The organism is Blastococcus sp. TML/M2B, assembly GCF_016612865.1.
GTDB lineage: Bacteria > Actinomycetota > Actinomycetes > Mycobacteriales > Geodermatophilaceae > Blastococcus.
The window spans coordinates 851,875-872,024 of sequence record NZ_JAENZZ010000002.1 but is presented as its reverse complement, the minus strand read 5'-3'; the positions used below and the strand labels follow the sequence as shown (position 1 = coordinate 872,024).

The 20,150-nt window shown below is 66.2% G+C and carries 13 protein-coding genes; 9 read left to right on the top strand and 4 right to left on the bottom strand.

Translation table 11 applies throughout. The features are described 5' to 3' along the window. Window positions 1-10: 10 nt before the first annotated feature. Window positions 11-1,243 (bottom strand): MFS transporter, encoded by a 1,233-nt coding sequence (locus JKP75_RS12695; protein WP_200490887.1) that lies wholly within the window; start codon window positions 1,241-1,243, stop codon window positions 11-13. 296 nt (window positions 1,244-1,539) lie between these two features. On the opposite strand from JKP75_RS12695, the gene JKP75_RS12690 reads away from it, so the two are divergent. Further along, window positions 1,540-2,790 carry a hypothetical protein gene (locus tag JKP75_RS12690; RefSeq protein WP_200490888.1) on the top strand — a complete coding sequence of 417 codons (1,251 nt, stop codon included), beginning with the start codon at window positions 1,540-1,542 and terminating at the stop codon, window positions 2,788-2,790. Between the two features lie 97 nt (window positions 2,791-2,887). After that, a complete protein-coding gene (locus tag JKP75_RS12685) occupies window positions 2,888-3,634 on the top strand; it encodes an enoyl-CoA hydratase/isomerase family protein (protein WP_200490889.1) in 747 nt (248 codons plus the stop codon). Window positions 3,635-4,073: 439 nt separating this feature from the next. Here JKP75_RS12685 and JKP75_RS12680 read toward each other — a convergent pair whose 3' ends face one another. Further along, complete coding sequence (locus tag JKP75_RS12680) at window positions 4,074-4,751, bottom strand: response regulator transcription factor (protein ID WP_242473314.1); 678 nt, start codon at window positions 4,749-4,751, stop codon at window positions 4,074-4,076. After that, the gene (locus JKP75_RS24015) at window positions 4,748-6,718 is read right to left on the bottom strand and encodes a sensor histidine kinase (RefSeq protein ID WP_200490890.1); all 1,971 of its coding nucleotides are present in this window, start codon (window positions 6,716-6,718) and stop codon (window positions 4,748-4,750) included. Before JKP75_RS24015 ends, JKP75_RS12680 begins: the two co-directional genes overlap by 4 nt. 150 nt (window positions 6,719-6,868) lie before the next feature. On the opposite strand from JKP75_RS24015, the gene JKP75_RS12670 reads away from it, so the two are divergent. The 7 genes from JKP75_RS12670 (at window position 6,869) to JKP75_RS12640 (ending at window position 19,097) form a co-directional block, all read left to right on the top strand. Next, window positions 6,869-7,582: a hypothetical protein gene (locus tag JKP75_RS12670; RefSeq protein ID WP_200490891.1), complete on the top strand. Its 714-nt coding sequence runs from the start codon at window positions 6,869-6,871 to the stop codon at window positions 7,580-7,582. A 610-nt stretch (window positions 7,583-8,192) separates the two neighbouring features. After that, window positions 8,193-11,456: a helicase-related protein gene (locus JKP75_RS12665; protein ID WP_200493137.1), complete on the top strand. Its 3,264-nt coding sequence runs from the start codon at window positions 8,193-8,195 to the stop codon at window positions 11,454-11,456. Further along, window positions 11,453-12,154, top strand: coding sequence for a DUF4391 domain-containing protein (locus JKP75_RS12660; RefSeq protein ID WP_200490893.1), 702 nt, complete (start codon window positions 11,453-11,455; stop codon window positions 12,152-12,154). Before JKP75_RS12665 ends, JKP75_RS12660 begins: the two co-directional genes overlap by 4 nt. 8 nt (window positions 12,155-12,162) lie before the next feature. After that, window positions 12,163-13,026, top strand: a complete 864-nt coding sequence (locus JKP75_RS12655) for a site-specific DNA-methyltransferase (RefSeq protein WP_200493136.1) — start codon at window positions 12,163-12,165, stop codon at window positions 13,024-13,026. Between the two features lie 64 nt (window positions 13,027-13,090). After that, window positions 13,091-14,137, top strand: a complete 1,047-nt coding sequence (locus JKP75_RS12650) for a hypothetical protein (RefSeq protein WP_200493135.1) — start codon at window positions 13,091-13,093, stop codon at window positions 14,135-14,137. Between the two features lie 5 nt (window positions 14,138-14,142). Then, the gene (locus JKP75_RS12645) at window positions 14,143-17,226 is read left to right on the top strand and encodes a type III restriction-modification system endonuclease (protein WP_200493134.1); all 3,084 of its coding nucleotides are present in this window, start codon (window positions 14,143-14,145) and stop codon (window positions 17,224-17,226) included. A 5-nt stretch (window positions 17,227-17,231) separates the two neighbouring features. After that, window positions 17,232-19,097 carry a DUF262 domain-containing protein gene (locus JKP75_RS12640; protein WP_200493133.1) on the top strand — a complete coding sequence of 622 codons (1,866 nt, stop codon included), beginning with the start codon at window positions 17,232-17,234 and terminating at the stop codon, window positions 19,095-19,097. 123 nt (window positions 19,098-19,220) lie between these two features. On the opposite strand, the gene JKP75_RS12635 is transcribed toward JKP75_RS12640, so the two are convergent. Beyond that, on the bottom strand, window positions 19,221-20,120 hold the full coding sequence (locus JKP75_RS12635; RefSeq protein ID WP_200493132.1) for an HNH endonuclease: 900 nt from the start codon (window positions 20,118-20,120) through the stop codon (window positions 19,221-19,223). Window positions 20,121-20,150 lie beyond the last annotated feature (30 nt).

Here is a 20,150-nt window from a genome sequence, read left to right as displayed (position 1 = left end):
CCATCGCGTGTCAGGCGGGGACGAGCTCGGGCTCCTCGACGCGCTCCGGCGCCACCGTGTGCGCGAGGCCGGCGGCGACGACGAGCGCGGCGGCCAGGGCAGGCGCAACGAGCCCGGCGTTCTCGCCGGCGCGGTCGACGACGACGCCGGTGACGGCGGAGGCGAGCGCCTGCCCGACGACGACGGCCGAGCCGAGCATCGTCATGGTGGTGGCCGAGCGGCCGGCCGGGCTGAGCTGCGCGGCGAGGCTGTAGAGCGTGACCAGGGTGGGGCCGACGCCGAGCCCGAGGATCGCCAGGGCGACGACCAGGCCGGTCTCGCTGCGGGCGCAGGCGAAGCCGATGGCGGCGGCCAGCAGCAGCGAGCCGAAGGCGAGCCAGCGGGCGGGCAGCGTGAACCGGACCGGGAGCGCGGCCGAGCCGAGGGCCAGCACCGCCGAGCCGATGCCCATGACGCCGTAGAGCAGGCCGGCGCGGTCGCCGTCGCCGTCGGCGGCGAGGAAGCCGGTGAGGCTGGTCAGGGTGGCGCCGAAGAAGATGCCGACGCCGAGGGTGCCGACGACGACGGTGAGCAGCTTGCCGCCGACGAGCTCGCGGGCGGGGGCCTGCTGCTCGGCGGTCTCGTGGGTGCCCGGGTCGACCCGGCCGGCGGGGTGCAGGGCGAACGCGGTGACGAAGACGAGGGTGAGCGCGGCGGCGCCGGCGATGGCGACCCAGGGGGCGATGGCGCTGGCGAGCAGGCCGACGAGGAACGGGCCGACGATGAAGACGGTCTCGTCGGCGGCGGACTCGTAGGCCATGGTGCCGCTGAGCGTCTTCTCCTGGCGTTCGCTCGGGATGTGGCGCCGGATGATCGCGACGAGGCGGGTGCGCGAGAGCGGCGCGACCTGCGGGGCGGTGGCGCCGATGAGGACGGAGAGCGCGAGCAGGGCGGCGTCTTTCGCGCTGCTGGCAACCACCAGGGGGAACGAGCCGAGCAGGGCAGCGTTGAGCAGCCCGACGGGGACGAGGACGCGGCGCTGACCGAACCGGTCGACGGCGGCGCCCAGCAGCGGGCCGGCGACGGCGGTGCCGATGCCGGCGGCGGCGGAGTTGAGCCCGCCGAGGGTGACCGAGCCGCGCTCGGCGACCACGAGGGTCAGTACGCCGACGACCATCATCGCGAACGGCAGCCGCGCGATGAACGCCAGCGGGAAGTAGGTGGGCCCGGCGTGCCGGAGCAGTGGGCTGTCGGTGCGGAACATGACCTCTGGGCATCTGCGGATCAGGCGTGCCGCCTTGATCCGCCGGCGGGGCCGACAGCAGGTAGATGCACGGGACGTTCAGGAACCCGTCGAGCTTACCGACTGACGGCGTTCGCAGCCGTCATCTGCCGTGCGCACCACTCGAGGAGCACCTGAGGGCGCTGGTGCGTGCGTGGTGCGACTCGTGGACGCGCTGGCGGATGAGCACGGGTGAGCGGACTGCGCGGGTCAGGATGCCCCGGGCGCGCGCAGCCATGTCCCCGCAGCGTCCTTTGCCGCATACCGAGGAGCCGATGATGAGTGCCGAACTTCAAGTGATCAGTGACGGGGACGGCCTCGCAGTCATCGGTGACGCAGGGGCGGTCGATCGCTTTCTTGTCTCCGCGGAGCTGCCGTCGCGAGACCTGGGCCTGGAGCGGCTCGGACCGTTCCTGAAGACGGGGAGTGCGGCGGCGCAGGCCGGGGCGCACATCGCTGCCCAATCGGGGCGGTGGGTGAAGCTGACCGAGAAGTCGGCGGCCGCGATGCGGAACAGCCCCCTGATGAAGGGATCCGCGGACGGGGTCAGCCGCGCCATCGCCATGAAGGACAACAAAACCAAGCACATCCTCGAGATCGTGAAGACGTCACCGAGCGGTGTGCTGAGCAACCCGGCGGTCCTGACCGGGGCTGCCGGGCTCATGGCACAGGTCGCGATGCAGCAGACCATGGACGAGATCACCGACTACCTGAAGACGATCGACCAGAAGCTCGACGACGTGCTCCGCGCCCATGAGGACGCCGTCATCGCGGACCTGATCGGGGTCGGTTTCGACATCGACGAGGCCATGACGCTCCGCGAGCACGGCGGTCGGGTCAACGAGGTGACGTGGTCGAAGGTTCAGGCGTCGTCAGCGACGATCGCGCGCACGCAGGCGTACGCACTGCGGCAGCTCGACGCGCTCGCGGACAAGGTGGAGCGCACGTCGACCATCGCTGACCTGGCGAAGGCGGCGAAGACCGCCGAGGCGAAGGCCCAGGAGTGGCTCGCCGTGCTGGCGCGGTGCTTCCAGCTCCAGGACGCGATCGCGGTGCTCGAGCTCGACCGCGTGCTCGACGTCGCCCCGGACGATCTGGACGGACACCGGCGCGGGCTGAAGGCGGCCAGGCAGAAGCGCCTCGACACCATCGCCGAGTGCACGGTTCAGCTGCTGAACCGGATGGACGCCGCAGCGGCGAAGGCGAACGCAAACGTGCTGATGAACCCCATGCAGTCCCCGGCCGTCGTTCGATCGCGGGAACGCGTCGCCCTCGATGTCGCCGGCTTCCACGGCAGCTTGGGGATCGAGTCCGGAGGAGCGGCGCTCGAGGCGAAGGCTTGGCGTGCCGCCGCGGTCGAAGCCAGGGACGCGGCCCTCGCGACGGGGGCCGACGGGCTCGGCGTCGCCAAGCAGCTCGGCACCGAGACCTTCGGCAAGGCGCGATCGGTGACCGGCAAGCTGTCCAGCGGCATTGCCGCGCGAGCAGGTCGTTGGCGTGGCGGCGAAGACAAGGACGACGAGGGCTGAGACGCCATGGCGCAGACCGCCGCGGCCCGTGGTCTGATGCCTGTCAGAGAGGCGGAGCCGGCGTCGGGGCCGGTGCGCTCGTTCGAGAGGTGGGCTCGTGGCCGAAACCGGTGAAGTGCTGCTCGAGGTGGACGGCGGCGTCGCGATCGTGACGCTGAACGCCCCGGACCGGCGCAACGCGCTGACGCCCGGCATGGCCGACCAGCTGATCGCGACCTTCGACGAGGTGGACGCGAAGCCGGAGGTGGGCGCGCTGGTCATCCGCGGCGTCGGCAAGTCGTTCTGCGCGGGCGGCGACGTCGCGACGCTGACTTCGGCCGGCAAGGACCCGGCGACGCCGGACGCCTACGAGGGCATGGGCAAGATCTACGACTCCTTCTACCGGCTGGGCCAGGTCCGCGTGCCGACCGTGGCGGCGGTGCGTGGCTCGGCGGTGGGTGCCGGCATGAACATGCTGCTGGCGGCGGACCTGCGGATCGTGGCTCGCGACGTCCGCCTCCTCGCGGGCTTCCTGCGGCGCGGTATGCACCCGGGCGGCGGGCACTTCGTCATCCTGTCGCGGCTGATCGGCCGGGAGGCCGCGGCGGCGATGGCGCTGTTCGGCGAGGAGATCAACGGCGACAAGGCCGTCGAGCTCGGGCTGGCGTGGGAGTCGCTGGACGACGCGGCGGTCGAGGGCCGGGCGATCGAGCTGGCGCAGCGCGTGGCGGCCGACCCGGAGCTGGCGCGGGTGGCGGTGGGCAACTTCCGCAAGGAGGTCGTCAACGGCGCGATCCCGTGGGACGTCGCGATGCAGTCGGAGCGCCCGGCGCAGATGTGGTCGATGCGCCGCTCGGCCCAGTAGGTCGGAGGGCGCGCCGGGAGCCGGGATGCCGGGCCGGGGCGGGGGAGTGGCCTAGGTTCGATTCTGCGTCCTTCCCCGTCTCCCGGCGCGCTCCCGGCAGGTCCACGGTCGTTCACGACCGGTGGTTCCTCTTGCCCGGGCGGCTCCTCGCGGGCCGGTGAGGACGTGCGGTCCCGTCGTTCTCACCCAGGGAGCTGTGCAGCGTTGTCCGGCCTGCCGTCCAGCGGAGCGTTCCGCCCGATGTCCACCGGCAACTTGCTGGCCGACTGCGAGCGCTGGTGTCGCGACAACCTGCCCCGCCGGGAGGCGTCGGCCCCGAGCGCGACGACGCTTCGTCTCGTCGCGGCGCCCGTGGACGAGCCGGCACAGCTCCGTCGGGGGGCCTTCCAGCCTGGACCCGGCTGGCCCGGCATGTCGATGGCCCGTACCGGTACCTGACTTAGCCGTCCGACCGCCGACCCAGGCCCGGCGCGGCACCCCCGAGCCCCGCGTCCCGCGCCCGGGCCACCGCCTCCGCCCGGCTGGAGACCTCCAGCTTGCCGAAGATCGCCGAGACGACGTTGCGCACCGTCTTGTCCGACAGGAACAGGCGCGCCGCGATCTCCCCGTTGCTCAGCCCGGCCGCGAGCTGCCCCAGCACCTCACGCTCGCGGTCGGTCAGCGTCGGGAAGGCGCTCAGGGCATCCCCGTTAGCGGTGAGCCGGGCCAGCGCGCCGGCGGTGCCCCGGCCGAGGATCGTCTCGCCGTCGGCCACCGCCTCCAGCGCGCGGCGGATCTGTGCCCGGCTCGCGCCCTTGACGAGGTAGCCGCGGGCCCCGGCGTGCAGGGCGGCGGCCACGGCGTCGTCGTTCTCCACCATGGTCAGCACGAGCACCTTCGCGGTGCCCGGCAGCTCCGCGGTGATGCGGGCGGTGGCATCCAGGCCGTTGCCCGCGGCCAGGTGCAGATCCATCAGCACGATGTCGGGGCGCGCGTCGCGGGCCAGCGCGACGGCCGACTCAGCGTCCTCCGCCTGGCCGACGACCTCGGCCCAGTCGAGCGACTCGACCAGGGACACCAAGCCGTCGCGGAACATCGGGTGGTCGTCGACGACGAGCACCGTCTTCAGTTGGCTCATCCCGCCCCCGTCGGGAGGACGGCGCGCACCGTCGTGCCGGCGCCGCCGGTGATCTCGCAGGTGCCGCCGAGCTCCGCCGCGCGCTGGTGCATCGAGCCCAGCCCGACGCCGGTGCGGGCCCCCGGCCGCACGCCGATCCCGTCGTCCTCGACGCACAGCTCGAGCCGTCCCGCCCGGTGACGGATCGAGACGTGCAGCCGCGAGGCTCGCGCGTGCCGCGCCACGTTGGTCATCGCCTCGCCCACGATGCGGAAGGCTGCCACCTCCGCCGCGGCGGGCAGGTCGTCCAGCTCGTCCGGCGCGTCGACAGTGACCTGCAGGCCGCCGTCGGCCAGGCGGGCGGCGTGCGCGCGCACCGCCCCGACCAGACCGAGGTCACCGAGGGCGGCAGGCCGCAGGTCGTCGACGATCCGCCGTACTTCGGCCACGGTGCTGCGCAGGTAGCCGGCCGCCTGGTCCAGCATGAACCCGGCCCGCCCGGGATCCCGTTCGAGCAGTTCGCCGACCGCTTCGAGCTGCATCGCCGTCGCCGCCAGTCCCGGTCCGAGGTCGTCGTGCAGGTCGTGCCGCAGCCGGCGGCGCTCCTCCTCGCGCGAGGTGACGATCGACTCCCGCGAGCGCTGCACCTCCTCCTGCAGCAGCACCGCGTGCGCGACCTGCGCGGTCTGGCGCACCAGCTCGTCGAGCATCGTCCGCACCCGCGGTCCGAGCCCGCCCGGCGGCAGCGCGAGATCCAGCTCGCCCACGGTCCGGCCCTGGTGGACCAGCGGCACGGTCTCGGCGGACGTCGTCGGCGTCCCGTGCGCGACCGGTTCCCGCCCCGGCAGCCGCAGGGCGACGAATGGCAGCCGCAGCGTGCGGGCCAGCACATCCACGACAGCCGGCAGCACGTGCGCGGGCGACGCCGCGGAGTCGACCCGCCGGCCGAGCTCGCCGATGGCGATCTCCGGCTCGACGACGTCCCCGTACAGCAGCCGGTTGACCCGCCGCTGCAGCCCGTCCCGAGCCGGTTGCACGAGGACGGCGGCGATCGCGAAGACCAGCAGGTCGGTCGAGCCGGTGAGGTCGCCGAGCACCGAACCCGCCAGCACCAGCAGCCCGCCGTACACCGCCAGCGCGAGCAGGCTCAGCGCCAGGTAGACGAGGGTCCGCCCCAGCGCGATGTCGAGGTCCCAGAGCCGGGCGCGCAGCAGCGCCCAGGTGACCGCGGCCGGCAGCGGCAGCAGCGCCGCGGCGATCAGCAGGAGCTGCGCCGACGGCACGATCCACGCCAGGGCGACGAGCATGACGGTCCCGAGGGCGCCGGCGAGGACCCAGAGGACCTGGTCCCGCTCCCGGCCTGCGCTCCGGCGCAGACGGACGACGAGGGAGGCGATGCCGAGGACGGCGCTGACGACGAGCAGCAGCAGCGACAGGTTGACGACCGACCAGGCGCCGTCGACCCCGACCGAGTTGCGGACGTCGCCGTACTCCGCGGGCACCGGCTGGTCCTGCTGGTCGTAGGGCGTCAGGGCCCACGCCAGCGGCCCCAGCACGTTGGCTGCCGCCGCGACCGCCGTCGTCGCTCGCCAGAAGCGCCCGGGCAGGGGGCCGTCGGGGAGGACCAGCAGGAGCAGCGTGGGGACCGGCGCGTAGGCGGGCACCCACAGCCACGTCTGCACCCAGTAGGCGAGCGCACCGGCACTCGAGCCCGGGTCGGACGGCAGGATCGCCGCCGCCAGGACCGCCGCCAGCGACACCCCGCCGCTGCACACGCCGACGACGAGCATGAGCCAGCCGGCGGCCAGCCGCGGGCGCTGGGTGATGACCAGGGCGCCCAGGCCGCCGAAGCCGAGCGCGCCGGCGAGCCCCCAGGCGACGGCGTCGGCACCGACGTCCGCTGTCGGCGCGATGACCGCGGCCGCGACCGCGACGGCGGCTCCGCCGGTGGCCGCGGTGACGGCCACGGCGCTCCGGACGTCGATCACCGCGGCATCGTGGCAGCGCGGATGTCCCGGTCGCCAGGGACACACCACCCGCGGGGGAACGGGACAGGCGTCCGATGCGGGGAGGACGGCGCCGTCGCGACGGTGGTTGCAGCCCGGCCGACGGAGCCGGCATCGCGAGGAGACATCCCGATGGACAGCACCACCACCCGGCTCGGCAGCGGCGTCGTCGCCCCGGACCACATCGACGGCCCCGCCGTCCCCACCCCGGCCGCTCCGGCTCCCGCTCCCGGCGTGCACGCCCGCCGCCGCCTGCTGGTGGGCGCCGCCTTCCTGGGCCCGATCGCGCTCGCGGCCCAGTACCTGCTCAGCACGGACGGGCTGCCGCGGGACGAGGCCGGACCCTGGCTGGCCGGCCTGGCGGAGGACCCGACGCGCCAGGTCCTCTCGGTCATCGCCTACCTGGTCGCCATGCTCGCCGGGGTGGCCGGCGCCGCGATGCTGGCGCTCGCCGGTCGCCGCAGCGCCACCTGGCTGTCGGGTATCGCGGCCGCACTGCTGGTTGTCGGCAGCGTGGGCGGCGGCGGCTTCGCCGGCATGCGGCTAGTAGCTATCGAGCTGGCCGAGCGGGGCGGGGCGTCGTCGGTGGAGGCGTGGGAGGTAGTGCAGGACGGTGCGCCGTTCGCCGTCCTGGGCTCACTGGTGCTGATGGCGATCCTGGGCACGCTGGTTTCCGCGGCCGCCGTGGTTCGAGCACGTGCGGACATCGCGGTGTGGGCCGCGCCGGCCATGCTGGTCGGCTTCGTGCTCGCCAGCGGCGAGTTCCCCGTGTGGGTAAGCGTTGTGGGGGAGCTGGTCGTGCTGGCTTCGCTCGTCCCGGTCGCCCGGGCGGCGCTGCGCGCCTGAGGCGAGCCGAGGGCGCCGACCGCGATGGCGGTCGGCGCCTTCGCCGCGTCTGATAGCGGGCAACCCGGCTTGCGCGAAGGGATACGGCCCCGACTTCGGTGAAGGGCTGCTTGACGTGGGCGGCGGCGTCGCGGTCGTGACGCTGAACGCCGCGGACAGGCGCAACGCGCTCACGTCTGGCATGGCTGACGAGCTGATCGCCACCTTCGACGGACTGGCCGCGGCCGGCCGGACGGCGTCGCGCGCCCAGGGGCTGAGCCAGCGGCCGAGAGAAGGCCGAGCAGCCGACGGCATTGAGCCAATTCAGGGCCGCAATCTTCGGATCTGCTCCCGCCCGTATGTACTGTCCGCCGCAGGAGGTACCCATCCGGATGTCGATCGTGATCCCCATCAGCTCGCAAGCGGCCGAGCGAGCCGGTCCCGCTGACCCAGCGGCGGTCGACGCGCCGCAGCCAGTCCCCGGCCGAGCCCCCCTCGCGTCCGTCGCTTCTCTGGTAATGCCAACTGGCGGAGCTGGCGGTCGCATGGGTGCACAAGCGGCCAAAGAGGGGCCGAGTCGGTGCGGGGCAGATGCGGACCTTGACCGAGCTGAAGTTTCGCGGAGTGGCGCATGAAAATCATCGACAATGTCAACGAGCTACTCGGCGACGATGTCAAGGCCGCGATCACGCCTGGGTCGAAGGTCCGCATCGCGGCGTCGACATTCTCAATCTTCGCGTTCGAGGCCCTCCGCAAGGAGCTGGAGCAGGTCAACGAGCTGAAGTTCATTTTCACCTCGCCTTCCTTCGTGACGAGCAAGGCCACGGACAAGCTCCGCAAGGAGCGCCGTGAGTTCTTCATCCCGCATGCCAAGGGTGGCGAGTCGAGCCTCCACGGCTCGGAGTTTGAGATCCGGCTGCGAAACAAGCTCACGCAGCGCGCGATCGCACGGGAGTGCGCGGACTGGGTGCGCCGCAAGGTCACGTTCCGGTCCAACTCAACCGGCAATCCGATGCAGCAATTCGCCGTGATCGACGGCAAGGCTGCCTACATGCCGCTCCAGGGGTTCACGACCGCCGACCTCGGCTACGAGCGGGGCAACGCAGTCTCGAACATGGTGCACCGCGTCGACGATGCGCCGATGACGGCGCAGTACATCCGACTGTTCGACCAGATCTGGCACAACTCAGACCAGCTTGACGACGTCACCGACGCGGTTCACGATCACATCGCCAGCGTGTACGCCGAGAACTCACCGGCGCGCATTTACTTCCTGATCCTCTACAACCTGTTCGCCGAATTCCTCGACGACATCAGCGAGGACGTGCTGCCCAACGATCGCACCGGCTACAAAGATTCGGCGGTCTGGAACTCGCTCTACAACTTCCAGCGGGACGCTGCAACGGGGATCATCAACAAGCTCGAAACCTACAACGGCTGCATCCTCGCTGACAGCGTCGGCCTCGGTAAGACCTTTACAGCCCTCGCCGTGATCAAGTACTACGAGCTGCGCAACAAGTCGGTGCTAGTGCTGGCTCCAAAGAAGCTATTGGAGAACTGGACGAACTACAACGCGAACTTGACGACGAACATCTTCGCCAAGGATCGCTTCAACTACGACGTTCTCGCCCACACCGACTTATCCCGCACCAAGGGTGAGTCTGGGGGACTCCGGCTTGACCGAGTGAACTGGGGCAACTACGACCTCGTCGTCATCGACGAGTCCCATAACTTCCGCAACGCCGACTATGCGGAGGAGAAGGAATCCCGCTACCAGCGGCTGATGCGGCAGGTGATCCGCGAGGGCGTGAAGTCCAAGGTGCTCATGCTGTCGGCAACACCGGTCAACAACCGGTTCAACGACCTGAAGAACCAGCTCCAGCTCGCCTATGAGGGCGAGTCGGAGAGCCTCGCGAAGCATCTCAGCCTGTCCACGACCGTGGAGAGGGTCTTCAGTGACGCCCAACGGGCGTTCAACGAGTGGTCGAAGCTACCGCCAGAGTCTCGCACCCCGGCCGCGATCTTGAAGATGCTGGACTTCGATTTCTTCGAGTTGCTCGACTCGGTCACCATTGCACGGTCACGCAAGCACATCCAGGCGTTCTACGACACCGCCGAGATCGGTGCGTTTCCCGAGCGCATGCCGCCGGCCTCGATCCGTGAGCCGCTTACTGACCTCCAAACGGTCCCGACGTTCAAAGAGATCTTCGAGCAACTGCAGGAGCTAACGCTCGCCGTCTACACGCCGTTGAAGTACGTACTCGATAGCCGCGTGCAGAAGTACGACGACCTGTACAACATCGAGGGTGGAATGGCACGGTCAAACCTCGGGCAGCGGGGCCGTGAGCAAGGGCTGAAGAAGCTGATGACCGTCAACTTGCTGAAGCGGTTGGAGAGCTCAGTCGAGGCCTTCCGGCTAACGCTCGCGAAGATCGAGGGAGCCGTCGACCGCACACTGGGCAGGCTCGACTCTCACGAGGGCGCGATCGCCGACATGAACATCGATTTCGCTGGCCTAGACGTCGATGACGAGGACGCCTTGGGCGCCGACGCGCTCGCGTTCGGCGAGAACATCAAGATCGATCTTGATGACGTCGACGTTAAGTCCTGGCGACGCGACCTGTGGAACGACCGTGAGACGCTCCGCGAATTGCTTGATGAGATGCGGAGGGTCACACCGGAGCACGACCGCAAGCTCCGGGCACTCACGGACCTGATCGCCGGCAAGGCCGCTCACCCGATCAACGAGGGCAACCGCAAGGTGCTCATCTTCTCGGCCTTCGCCGACACCGCCGAGTACCTCTACCGGGAGCTCGCGCCACGCCTGAGCAAGGCTGGCCTCGAGTCCGCCCTGGTGACCGGCGGTGGTCACACCGCGAGGACCACGCTCGGTCCTGGCTATGACTTCCAACAGGTGCTCACACTCTTCTCGCCGAAGTCCAAACAGCGACACCTGACCATGCCCAAGGCGGCGGGCGAGCTCGACGTGCTGATCGCCACCGACGTGATTAGCGAGGGCCAGAACCTTCAGGATTGCGACTATCTCGTCAACTACGACATCCACTGGAATCCGGTCCGGATCATCCAGCGCTTCGGTCGCGTGGATCGCATCGGTTCCACGAACACGTACATCCAGTTGGTCAACTTCTGGCCCGACATCTCTCTGGACGAGTACATCAACCTGAAGGAACGAGTCGAAAACCGCATGGTCATCGCTGACTTAGCGGGAACCGCCGACGACAACGTCCTGACCCTGGAGGACGGCGACGCAGCCTTCCGCAAGGAACAGCTCCGCAAGCTGCAGAACGAGGTCATCGAGCTCGAAGACGTCCGCACCGGTGTCTCGATCACTGACCTCGGCCTCAACGACTTCCGCATGGATCTTCTGGGCTACATCAAAGAGTACGGCGACCTCGCCAGCGCGCCCAAGGGGCTCCATGCCGTCGTGCCGGCCCAAGCGGACAAGGGACTCAAGCCGGGAGCGCTCTTCGTCCTTCACAACGTGAACACCGACAAGAACATCAACCGCGGCAACCGACTCCACCCGCACTACCTCGTCTATCTCGACGGCGACGGCAACGTCATCGCCGACCACACGGAGGTCAAGTACCTCCTCGACCTCATCCGTGCCGGATGTCGCCCCCACGACGAGCCGGTCGGTGCGGTCACGCGCATCTTTAACTCGGCCACCAACGAGGGCGCTGAGATGGGGCACTACTCGGAGCTGCTCACCGCGGCGATCAGCTCGATGGTCGACGTGACGGCCGAGCGCGACCTGGACAGCCTCTTCTCCGACGGAGCTACGACCGCGCTCACCCAGACCATCGGCGGACTGGACGATTTCGAGCTCATCGCCTTCATCGCCATCGTGGACCCAGCGCAGGGCACCGCATGAGGGATCGGCTGTATCGCTGGCCGGCCGCAGCCCGGTTCGGCCGAACGGTTCCCAAGACCAAGTTCTACGAGCACGCGAGCATCGGATCCACGATCAAGGACCGCTTCGTCTCCGACGTACGACGGATCACATGGGCCTACAAGCTCGCGGAGTCGACGATCAACCTTCCGGGCAGCGTTGAGATCCCAGAGATCCAAGTCTTCGAGATCGGAGCAAAGGAAGAGGACGTCGCGGAGGGCGTGCTCGCTGCGATCGACAAGGCAGTCCGAACTCCGATCATCTTCGAAATCAGCCGGGGAGAGGGCGAGAACGGAACCATCCGCATGGCCGCCGCTCACAAGCAGCTCGGAGCGGGTATACCGAAATTGGGCCCCTACTTCAGCACTGAATGGCAGCCTGTGTCCGGCGAGCGAGTCCCGCTCCCCACAGCCATCGCCCTGATGGGACTGTATACGGCGCTGCTGCAGCCGCTTACGTCCGTAGCGCCACGCGCCGGCGAAAGTGTGTCGGACGTGGTCGACAGACTCACGACAGTTCGGTCGCTGGAGCGCGAGATCGCAGCCTTGGAGCGGAAAATGCGGAACGAACCGCAGCTCAATCGGAAGGTTGAGCTACGACGAGCCTTGAAGTCAAAGCAAGCCGCGCTCACTGATCTTATGGGTGCGACCGACAGCCCGGCCACGGGCAATACGAACTGAGGGCCAACGTGGAGAAGCTCCGAATGGCGTCACCGGACCTGACAGCGAGCAATGTAGCCAAAATCGCTGAATTGTTCCCCCGCGTCATCACAGAGACCGTCGACGCCGAAGGAATTTCGGTCAGTACAGTCGACTTCGATCTGCTTCGCCAGGAACTCTCTGATCACCTAGTCGAGGGGCCGCGGGAGCGCTATCAGCTCGACTGGCCAGGCAAGCGCGCGGCGGCGTTTGCCGCCAACGCTCCGATCGCGAAGACGCTGCGTCCCGTTCGCGACGAGTCGGTCGACTTCGACAGCACGAAGAATCTCTTCATTGAGGGCGACAATCTCGACGCGCTAAAGCTGCTCCAAGAGTCATATCTGGGCAAGGTTAAGGTCATCTATATCGACCCGCCGTACAACACCGGAAATGACTTCGTGTATCGCGACGAGTTCGCGGAGTCGACGGCCGAATATCTACGGCGGTCTCGTCAAATTGATGACGAGGGTGCTCGTCTTCATGCAAACCCGGAGTCCAATGGCCGGTTTCATTCTGACTGGCTCAGCATGATCTATCCGCGCCTAATCCTCGCGCGAAACCTGCTGGCCGACGACGGGGTCCTGATCATGTCGATCGACGATGCCGAATTGGCGAACTTGCGTGCGGTCGCCAATCAGGCGTTCGGCGAACGAAACTACATCGCGACCGTCGTTTGGCAGGGTGGCCGCAAAAACGACTCTCGCTATGTCTCTGTCGGACATGACTACCTGGTGATCTACGCGCGAAACGAGGCGCGCCTTCAGGAGCTCGGGGTTCGGTGGCGAGAGCGCAAGACCGGTGTCGATGAGGCGTTGGCTGCGGGGCGGGAGGCGTGGGGCCGAGAGTGGTTATGATGCCGCCGCAGCAACGTCCATTTATCGTGCGTGGCTCTCCATGCAGCCGGATATCACCGCCGCCGTGACGCGCTTCAAGACTATCGACGACACCGGCCGCATCTACAACGCGGACAAGGATCTCGGTTGGCCGGGAGGAGGGGGACCGCGATTCGAGGTGCTGCATCCTGTGACGGGCAGGCCGGTCTCGATCCCCAGCACCGGGTGGAGGTTCACCGAAGCCAGGCTCAAGGAGCAGATTGAAGCCGGCCTCGTCGAGTTCGGACAGGACGAGAAAAAAATTCCGCGGGGGAAAACCTTCCTCGAAGAGCTGGACAGTCAAGTCGCAGAGTCGGTCTTCACCCAGATCCGAACGACTGCTTCGCAACGTCTGGCGCGCCTTGTCGGACCAGGCGTCTTCGATTACCCCAAGGATGAGTATGTGCTGGCCAGATGGTTCGACGTTGTGACGGGATCGGACCGGGAAGCCTTGGTCATGGACTTCTTCGCGGGGTCGGGCTCCGCCGCGCATGCGGTGATGCACTTGAACTCCGTTGACGGCGGGTCTCGGCGTTTCATCATGGTTCAACTCGACGAGGAGACGCCGGAGAAGTCCGGTGCCCGTGAGGCCGGCTTCACTCAGATCGGGCAGATCGCTCGTGAACGAATTCGGCAGGTGGGCTTGAGACTCCGCGAGGAGGCGGGCATGACGGGAGACCGTCTCGATATCGGTTTCAGAACGTTCCGCATCGACTCCTCCAACATGGCGGACGTCCTACGTTCCCCTGATGACACCGACCAGCTCCAGCTGAGCGAGCTGGAGCACAGCGTCAAGCCTGGACGGTCCGGTGAGGACCTGCTTTTCGAAGTCCTGCTTGGCTGGGGGCTGGACATCTCCACACCGATCGCCGTCGAGAGCGTCGAAGGCTACGAGGTCTTGGTCATGGAGGACGATGTCCTGATTGCCTGCTTCGAGGACAACGTGAGCCCCGATCTCGTGCGGTCGCTCGCCAAGCGCGAGCCGCTTCGCGCCGTGTTTCGTGACTTTGGCTTCGATTCCGATGACGCGCGCATCAACGCTGAACAGATCTTTAAGGAACTCTCGCCTTCTACCGATGTGAAGGCCGTCTGACCTAGATGAAGCTTCAATTCAAGACCCAGCTGTACCAGACGGGCGCTGTCGACTCGGTCGTTGACGTCTTCTCCGGCCAACCTCGACGTAGTGACGTCTCCTACAGGATCGACCCTGGCAAGGTGAAGCCGAGCACCGCGCCGGCCCTGTTCGGGACAAGTACGACATCAGACTCCGGTCTGCGCAACGCCGAGATCGAGCTCTCCGCGGCCCAGTTGCTCGCCAACCTTCACCAGGTTCAGAAATCTCGGAACTTGCCGCTGGCGCCGAGGGTTGCGGACAGCAAGGCTGCGCTCGGCGCTCCGAACCTCGACGTCGAGATGGAGACTGGCACGGGCAAGACCTACGTTTACATCAAGACAATCATGGAGCTGAATAAGCGGTACGGCTGGTCGAAGTTCATCATCGTGGTCCCGTCCGTGGCGATTCGCGAGGGCGTCAAGAAGTCGTTCGACGTCACGGCTGAACACTTCCAGCAGACCTACGGCACCAAGCCGCGCTTCTTCATTTACAACTCCTCGCAGCTGCATGAGCTCGAGCGATTCAGTTCAGACGCCGGCGTGCAGGTCATGATCATCAACATCCAAGCCTTCAACGCCACGGGAAAGGACAACCGGCGCATCTACGATGTGCTGGACGACTTCCAGTCTCGCAAGCCGATCGACGTGATCAGCGCGAACAGACCTATCGTCATCATCGACGAGCCACAAAAAATCGGTGCTCCGAAGTCGCTTGAGGCGCTGTCCCGCTTCAACGCCCTGATGGTGCTGCGCTACTCGGCCACTCACAAGGTTGAGCACACCAAAGTCCACCGACTCGACGCCCTCGATGCATACAACCAGAAGCTCGTAAAGAAGATCGCTGTCCGTGGCATTACGGTCAAGGGCCTGGCCGGCTCCACCGCCTACCTCTACCTCGATGCGATCGAGGTCAAGAAGGGCCAGCCGCCCACGGCCCGTGTGGAACTGGAAGTGCAGACAAAGGGCGGTCCGATCAAGCGGCAACCCAGGCGGGTCACCCAGGGCACCCGACTTCATGACCTCGCGAACGGCCTCGAGGCCTATAAGGACCTTGTGGTCACCGACGTCAGCGCGATCGACGACACCATCACGCTCAGCAACGGGGACATCGTCATCGCCGGGCAGCTCGCCGACCGCGACGTCACCGAGCAGACCAAGCGGCGTATCCAGATCCGCGAAGTCATCCGCGCGCACATCGCTAAGGAGCGTGAACTCTTCGGCCAAGGCATCAAGGTTCTTTCGCTCTTCTTCATCGACGAGGTCGCCAAGTACCGCGACTACGACCGCGAGGACACCCTTGGCGACTACGCACGAGTGTTCGAGGAGGAGTACGCCGCCGTCGTCGAGGAGGTCCTCGGGGAGCTGGAGCTCGATGACGCAACAGCGGTATACAAGAAGTACCTCAGCCGTGACGAAGCTCGGGATGTGCACCAGGGCTATTTCTCGATCGACAAGAAGAGCAAGCGGCTCGTCGACGGCGACGTGCACAAGACCGGCGATGAGAAGGGCCAGTCGAAGGACGTTGCGGCCTACGACTTGATCCTCAGGGACAAGGAACGTCTGTTGTCCTTCGATGAGCCTGTGCGGTTCCTGTTCTCGCACTCGGCCCTCCGCGAAGGATGGGACAATCCAAATGTCTTCGTCATGGGCATGCTCAAGAAGAGTGACAACACCATCTCGCGGCGGCAGGAGATCGGGCGTGGACTGAGGCTCGCCGTCAACCAAGATGGCGAGCGCATGGACAATCCCGTTACGGTGCATGCCATCAACCAGCTGACCGTCGTGACTGACGAGTCCTATACCGACTTCGTCGCCGGGCTGCAGAAGGAGATCGCAGAGTCGCTGGCGACGCTGCGCCCACGAAAGGCCAGCATCAAGTTCTTTACTGGCATGACGATCCACACCGAGTCCGGCGAGAGCGACGTCGACGAGAAGCTCGCAACCGCTCTGTACAATTACCTTGTGCGCAACGACTACGTCGACGACGACGGGCTCGTGACGCAGAAGTACAAGGAGGACAAAGACGCCGGGTCGCTCGCGGAGCCGTTGTCCGAAGTGCTCAAGCCGGTCATCGACTTCGTTTGGCCATTGATCGACGCCCTGTACATCGACATCCCCGCGCCGACGAACGACCGCAAACCCAAGAAGATCCCCCTCAACGAGGCGAACTTCAAGAAGAAGGAGTTCCAAGAGCTCTGGAGTCGGATCAACCACAAGGCCGTCTATCAGGTCGAGTTCGACTCGGCCGAGTTGGTGGGCAAGTGCGTGGCATCACTCGACACCCACTTGAACGTCGCAGCCATGCAGTACGTCGTCCAGGCCGGCAGGCAGCGGGAGTCGCTAGACGCTGATGACCTGACCAGTGGCACCGGATTTGACGTCTCCACGACATCAACCCAGACCGCGACAGTGTCTGCCGGGTCTCAGGTAAAGTACGACCTGCTGGGGGAGGTGACCGAGAAGACCCAGCTCACTCGGCGCACTGCCGCTGCGATCCTTGGGCGGATCAATCCGAACACGTTCGGCAAGTTCCGCCTGAATCCGGAGCAATTTATTACCGAAGCCGCGCGACTCATCAACGAACAGAAGGCCACGGTTATCGTCGAGCATCTGGCGTACGACGCGCTGGAGGACCGCTTCGACATGGCCATCTTCACGGAGAACCAGAGTGCCCAGGACTTCGCCAAGGCTGGTGAGAAGCTCAAGAAGCACGTGTATGACTACGTCGTCACGGACTCGAAGGTTGAACGTGATCTCGTCACGGAGCTGGACACAAGCTCCGAGGTAGAGGTGTACGCCAAGTTGCCGCGCGGGTTCTTCATTCCAACGCCGGTCGGCGATTACAATCCCGACTGGGCGATCGCCTTCACCGAGGGTTCGGTCAAGCACGTGTACTTCGTCGCCGAGACAAAGGGCTCCCTCTCTACCCTTCAACTGAAAGGTATCGAGGACGCGAAGATCGAATGCGCCCGGAAATTCTTCGCCGACGTCAACAAGAAGTTCGAGGGCCAAGTAAAGTACGACGTCGCCGACAGCTACTCCAAGCTGATGGAACTCGTGACGGGGTAGGGACGATGACTGGGACCGATATTGACCGGACGATTGACGGCGTTGCCAAGACTATCGCCGAAGTCTTGGAAAAGAAGAAGTACTCGATCGACTACTATCAGCGCGAGTACAAGTGGGAGTCGAAGCAGATCGCTGAGCTCGTCGCCGATCTAACAGCCAAGTTCCTCGACCTCTATGAGTCCGACCACGCCCGCAAGGACGTCGCCAAGTACCCCGGCTACTACCTCGGTTCCATCATCATCTCACAGAAAGGCAGTCAGCCCTTCGTTGTCGATGGCCAGCAGCGGCTGACTAGCCTTACGCTGTTCCTCACGTACCTACGGCGTCTCCAGCAGGGGCGAGAAGAGGTCGTCAGCATCGACGAGCTCATCTACTCGGAGAAGTTCGGTGAGAAGTCGTTTAACCTCGGTGTTCCCGACCGCAACGACTGCATGGAGGCCCTGTTCGAGTTCGGCGAATACGAACCGCCCTCGGACGCAGCGGAGTCAGTTCACACGCTCGTAGCCAGGTACGCGGAACTCGACGGAATCTTCCCTGACGAGCTGAAGGGGGCCGCGCTCCCGTTCTTCATCGATTGGCTCAAGGACCGGGTCCAGCTCGTCCAGATCACTGCGTACAGCGACGACGACGCCTACGCCATCTTCGAGACAATGAACGATCGCGGCCTCAAGCTCACCCCGGCAGACATGCTCAAGGGGTACTTGCTCGCCAACATGGAAGACGGGAAGCCTCGCACAAAGGCCAACGAGCTGTGGCGCAAACGGCTGCGCAGCCTCGACGAGCAGGCGGAGGACGCCAGCTCCGACTTCCTCAAGACGTGGCTGCGAAGCCAGTACTCGACCAAGATTCGTGAGCGCAGGAAGGGAGCGCGTCCCGAGGACTGGGATCGGATCGGCACCGAGTTTCACCGCTGGCTCCGCGGCGCCAACGATAGCGTTGGCCTGAAGGCGCGCGACGACTTCTATAACTTTGTGGTCCGTGACCTCGACTTCTACAGCCACCACTACGCGCGCATCCTTACCGCATCGACGGGGCCCTTCCAGCCAGACAGCGCTCTGCGCTTCATCCGCTTCAACGCCGACCTCGGGTTCACACTGCAGAATCAGCTGCTCTTGGCGCCGCTCCGAGTCGATGACAACGCAGCCGCCATCGACAGAAAGCTGGAGTTGGTCGGCCGGTTCACCGACATCCTCCTCGCGCGCCGCATATGGAACTTCCGCGCGACGGCGTACTCAACGATGCAATATGCCATGTTCACGGTCATGCGCGACATCCGTGGCCTCAGCGAGCCTGACCTGGCCAAGTTGCTGCGTGACTACCTGCTTAAGGTCGACGAGTCCTTCGACTACGACGGCTTGTACGTCCACCAGCAGAACCGGAGCCAGCTCCACAAGATCCTGGCTCGAATCACCGATCACATCACCGTGAAATCTGGCCAAGCGTCGAACTACATCGAGCTCACGAACGGCGCGAAGGTGAAGTACGAGGTTGAGCACATCTGGGCCGATCATCCCGAGCGGCACGTCGAAGACTTCAGCCACGAAGCCGATTTTGCTCGTCATCGGAATCGGATCGGTGACCTGTTGCTGCTGCCCAAGCAGTTCAACGCGAGCTACAACGACGAGACCTACGCGCAGAAGCGTCCGAGGTACTTCAGTCAGAATTTGCTTGCCGGCAGTCTGGATCCCCAGGCCTACGAGAAGAACCCCGGCTTCTTGGCCTTCGTCAAGGACTCGGGTCTGCCGTTTCGCGCCCACGAGGAGTTCAAGGCGGCTGACATCGTCGAGCGTGGCAACCTATACCGCGATATTGCCAAGCAACTCTGGAACCCCGACGACCTGACCGCTGTTACGGCGAACGCGGTGCCATGACAGGGCGCTGACGGCTAACTCGGACGGTCACCGGTCATGCGGACCCGGGACCGTCGTACCAGCTGCACGGCGAACCCGGACCACGGCGAAGCGACGGTTCTCTGACGTCAGGAGCGGGGCTCGTCAGCTTGCCTCGAGGAACTCCTCGTACCTCTGCTCGAGGCGCTCCGGGTCAGGCCGCGCGCCCTGCTGGTGAGGGAGGCTCAATCGGGCTCCGTGCATCTCCTGGATGCCGTGCTTGAGCATCGGCCCGTCGACCTCGATCAGGATGTCCCTCCGCACCTGGACGACAAAGTCAGGCCGCACGCCCATGATGTTGCGGTCGTACGCGGCGTGGTGGATCTTGCAGAGGCTAAGCCCGTTCGGCACCACGGGGAGCCCGCCCTCATCGGAGTCGCGGACGATGTGAGCGGCGTCCAGCAGGTCGGTGTGCTGCAGGCGGCACACGGCGCACTGCTTCGAGTAGGCCTGCAGGACCCGGGCTCGGAATACCGGTTGGTGCAGCCGAGCGCGCACGACCCGCTCCAGGTACGACCGGCGGTCGGGAGTCAGGGCATCGATAAGTTCAGGGTCGACGAAGCGCTGTGCCTGGTCGACGGCGATGAGGAAGGCGTGCTCCTCGCGGTGCTCGGCCACGACGTAGACGGGGAACTGCGCCTGGTAGATGCTCTTCGCCACCCCGATGAAGTACGCCAGCGGCCGCTGCTCCTGTAGAGCCCGTCGGAGGGCGCGGTTGTCGGAGTGGTCGGGATCCGTCCCGCGGTAGGCGTACTTCACCAGGCCGCCCGGCGCGATGGCGTCTTCATACGGGGGGAGTTGGTTGGGCGCGGTGAAGGTCGTGCGAATCGTCAGAGCGGCGTCCAAAGCTGCCGGCTTCCAGATGCCCGGCTGGACCACGAGCTTCAGCGGCTGTCCTCCGACGCTGAACTGGTTGATCTCTGCGGACCTCACCCCCTCGGGGTGCAGGGCGGTGAGCCGCTCAAGGTGGGCGAACATCGCTGTCCGCACTTGCTCGTCCAGCACAGCGCCCCCGTCCTCAGGTGCAGACCCGCT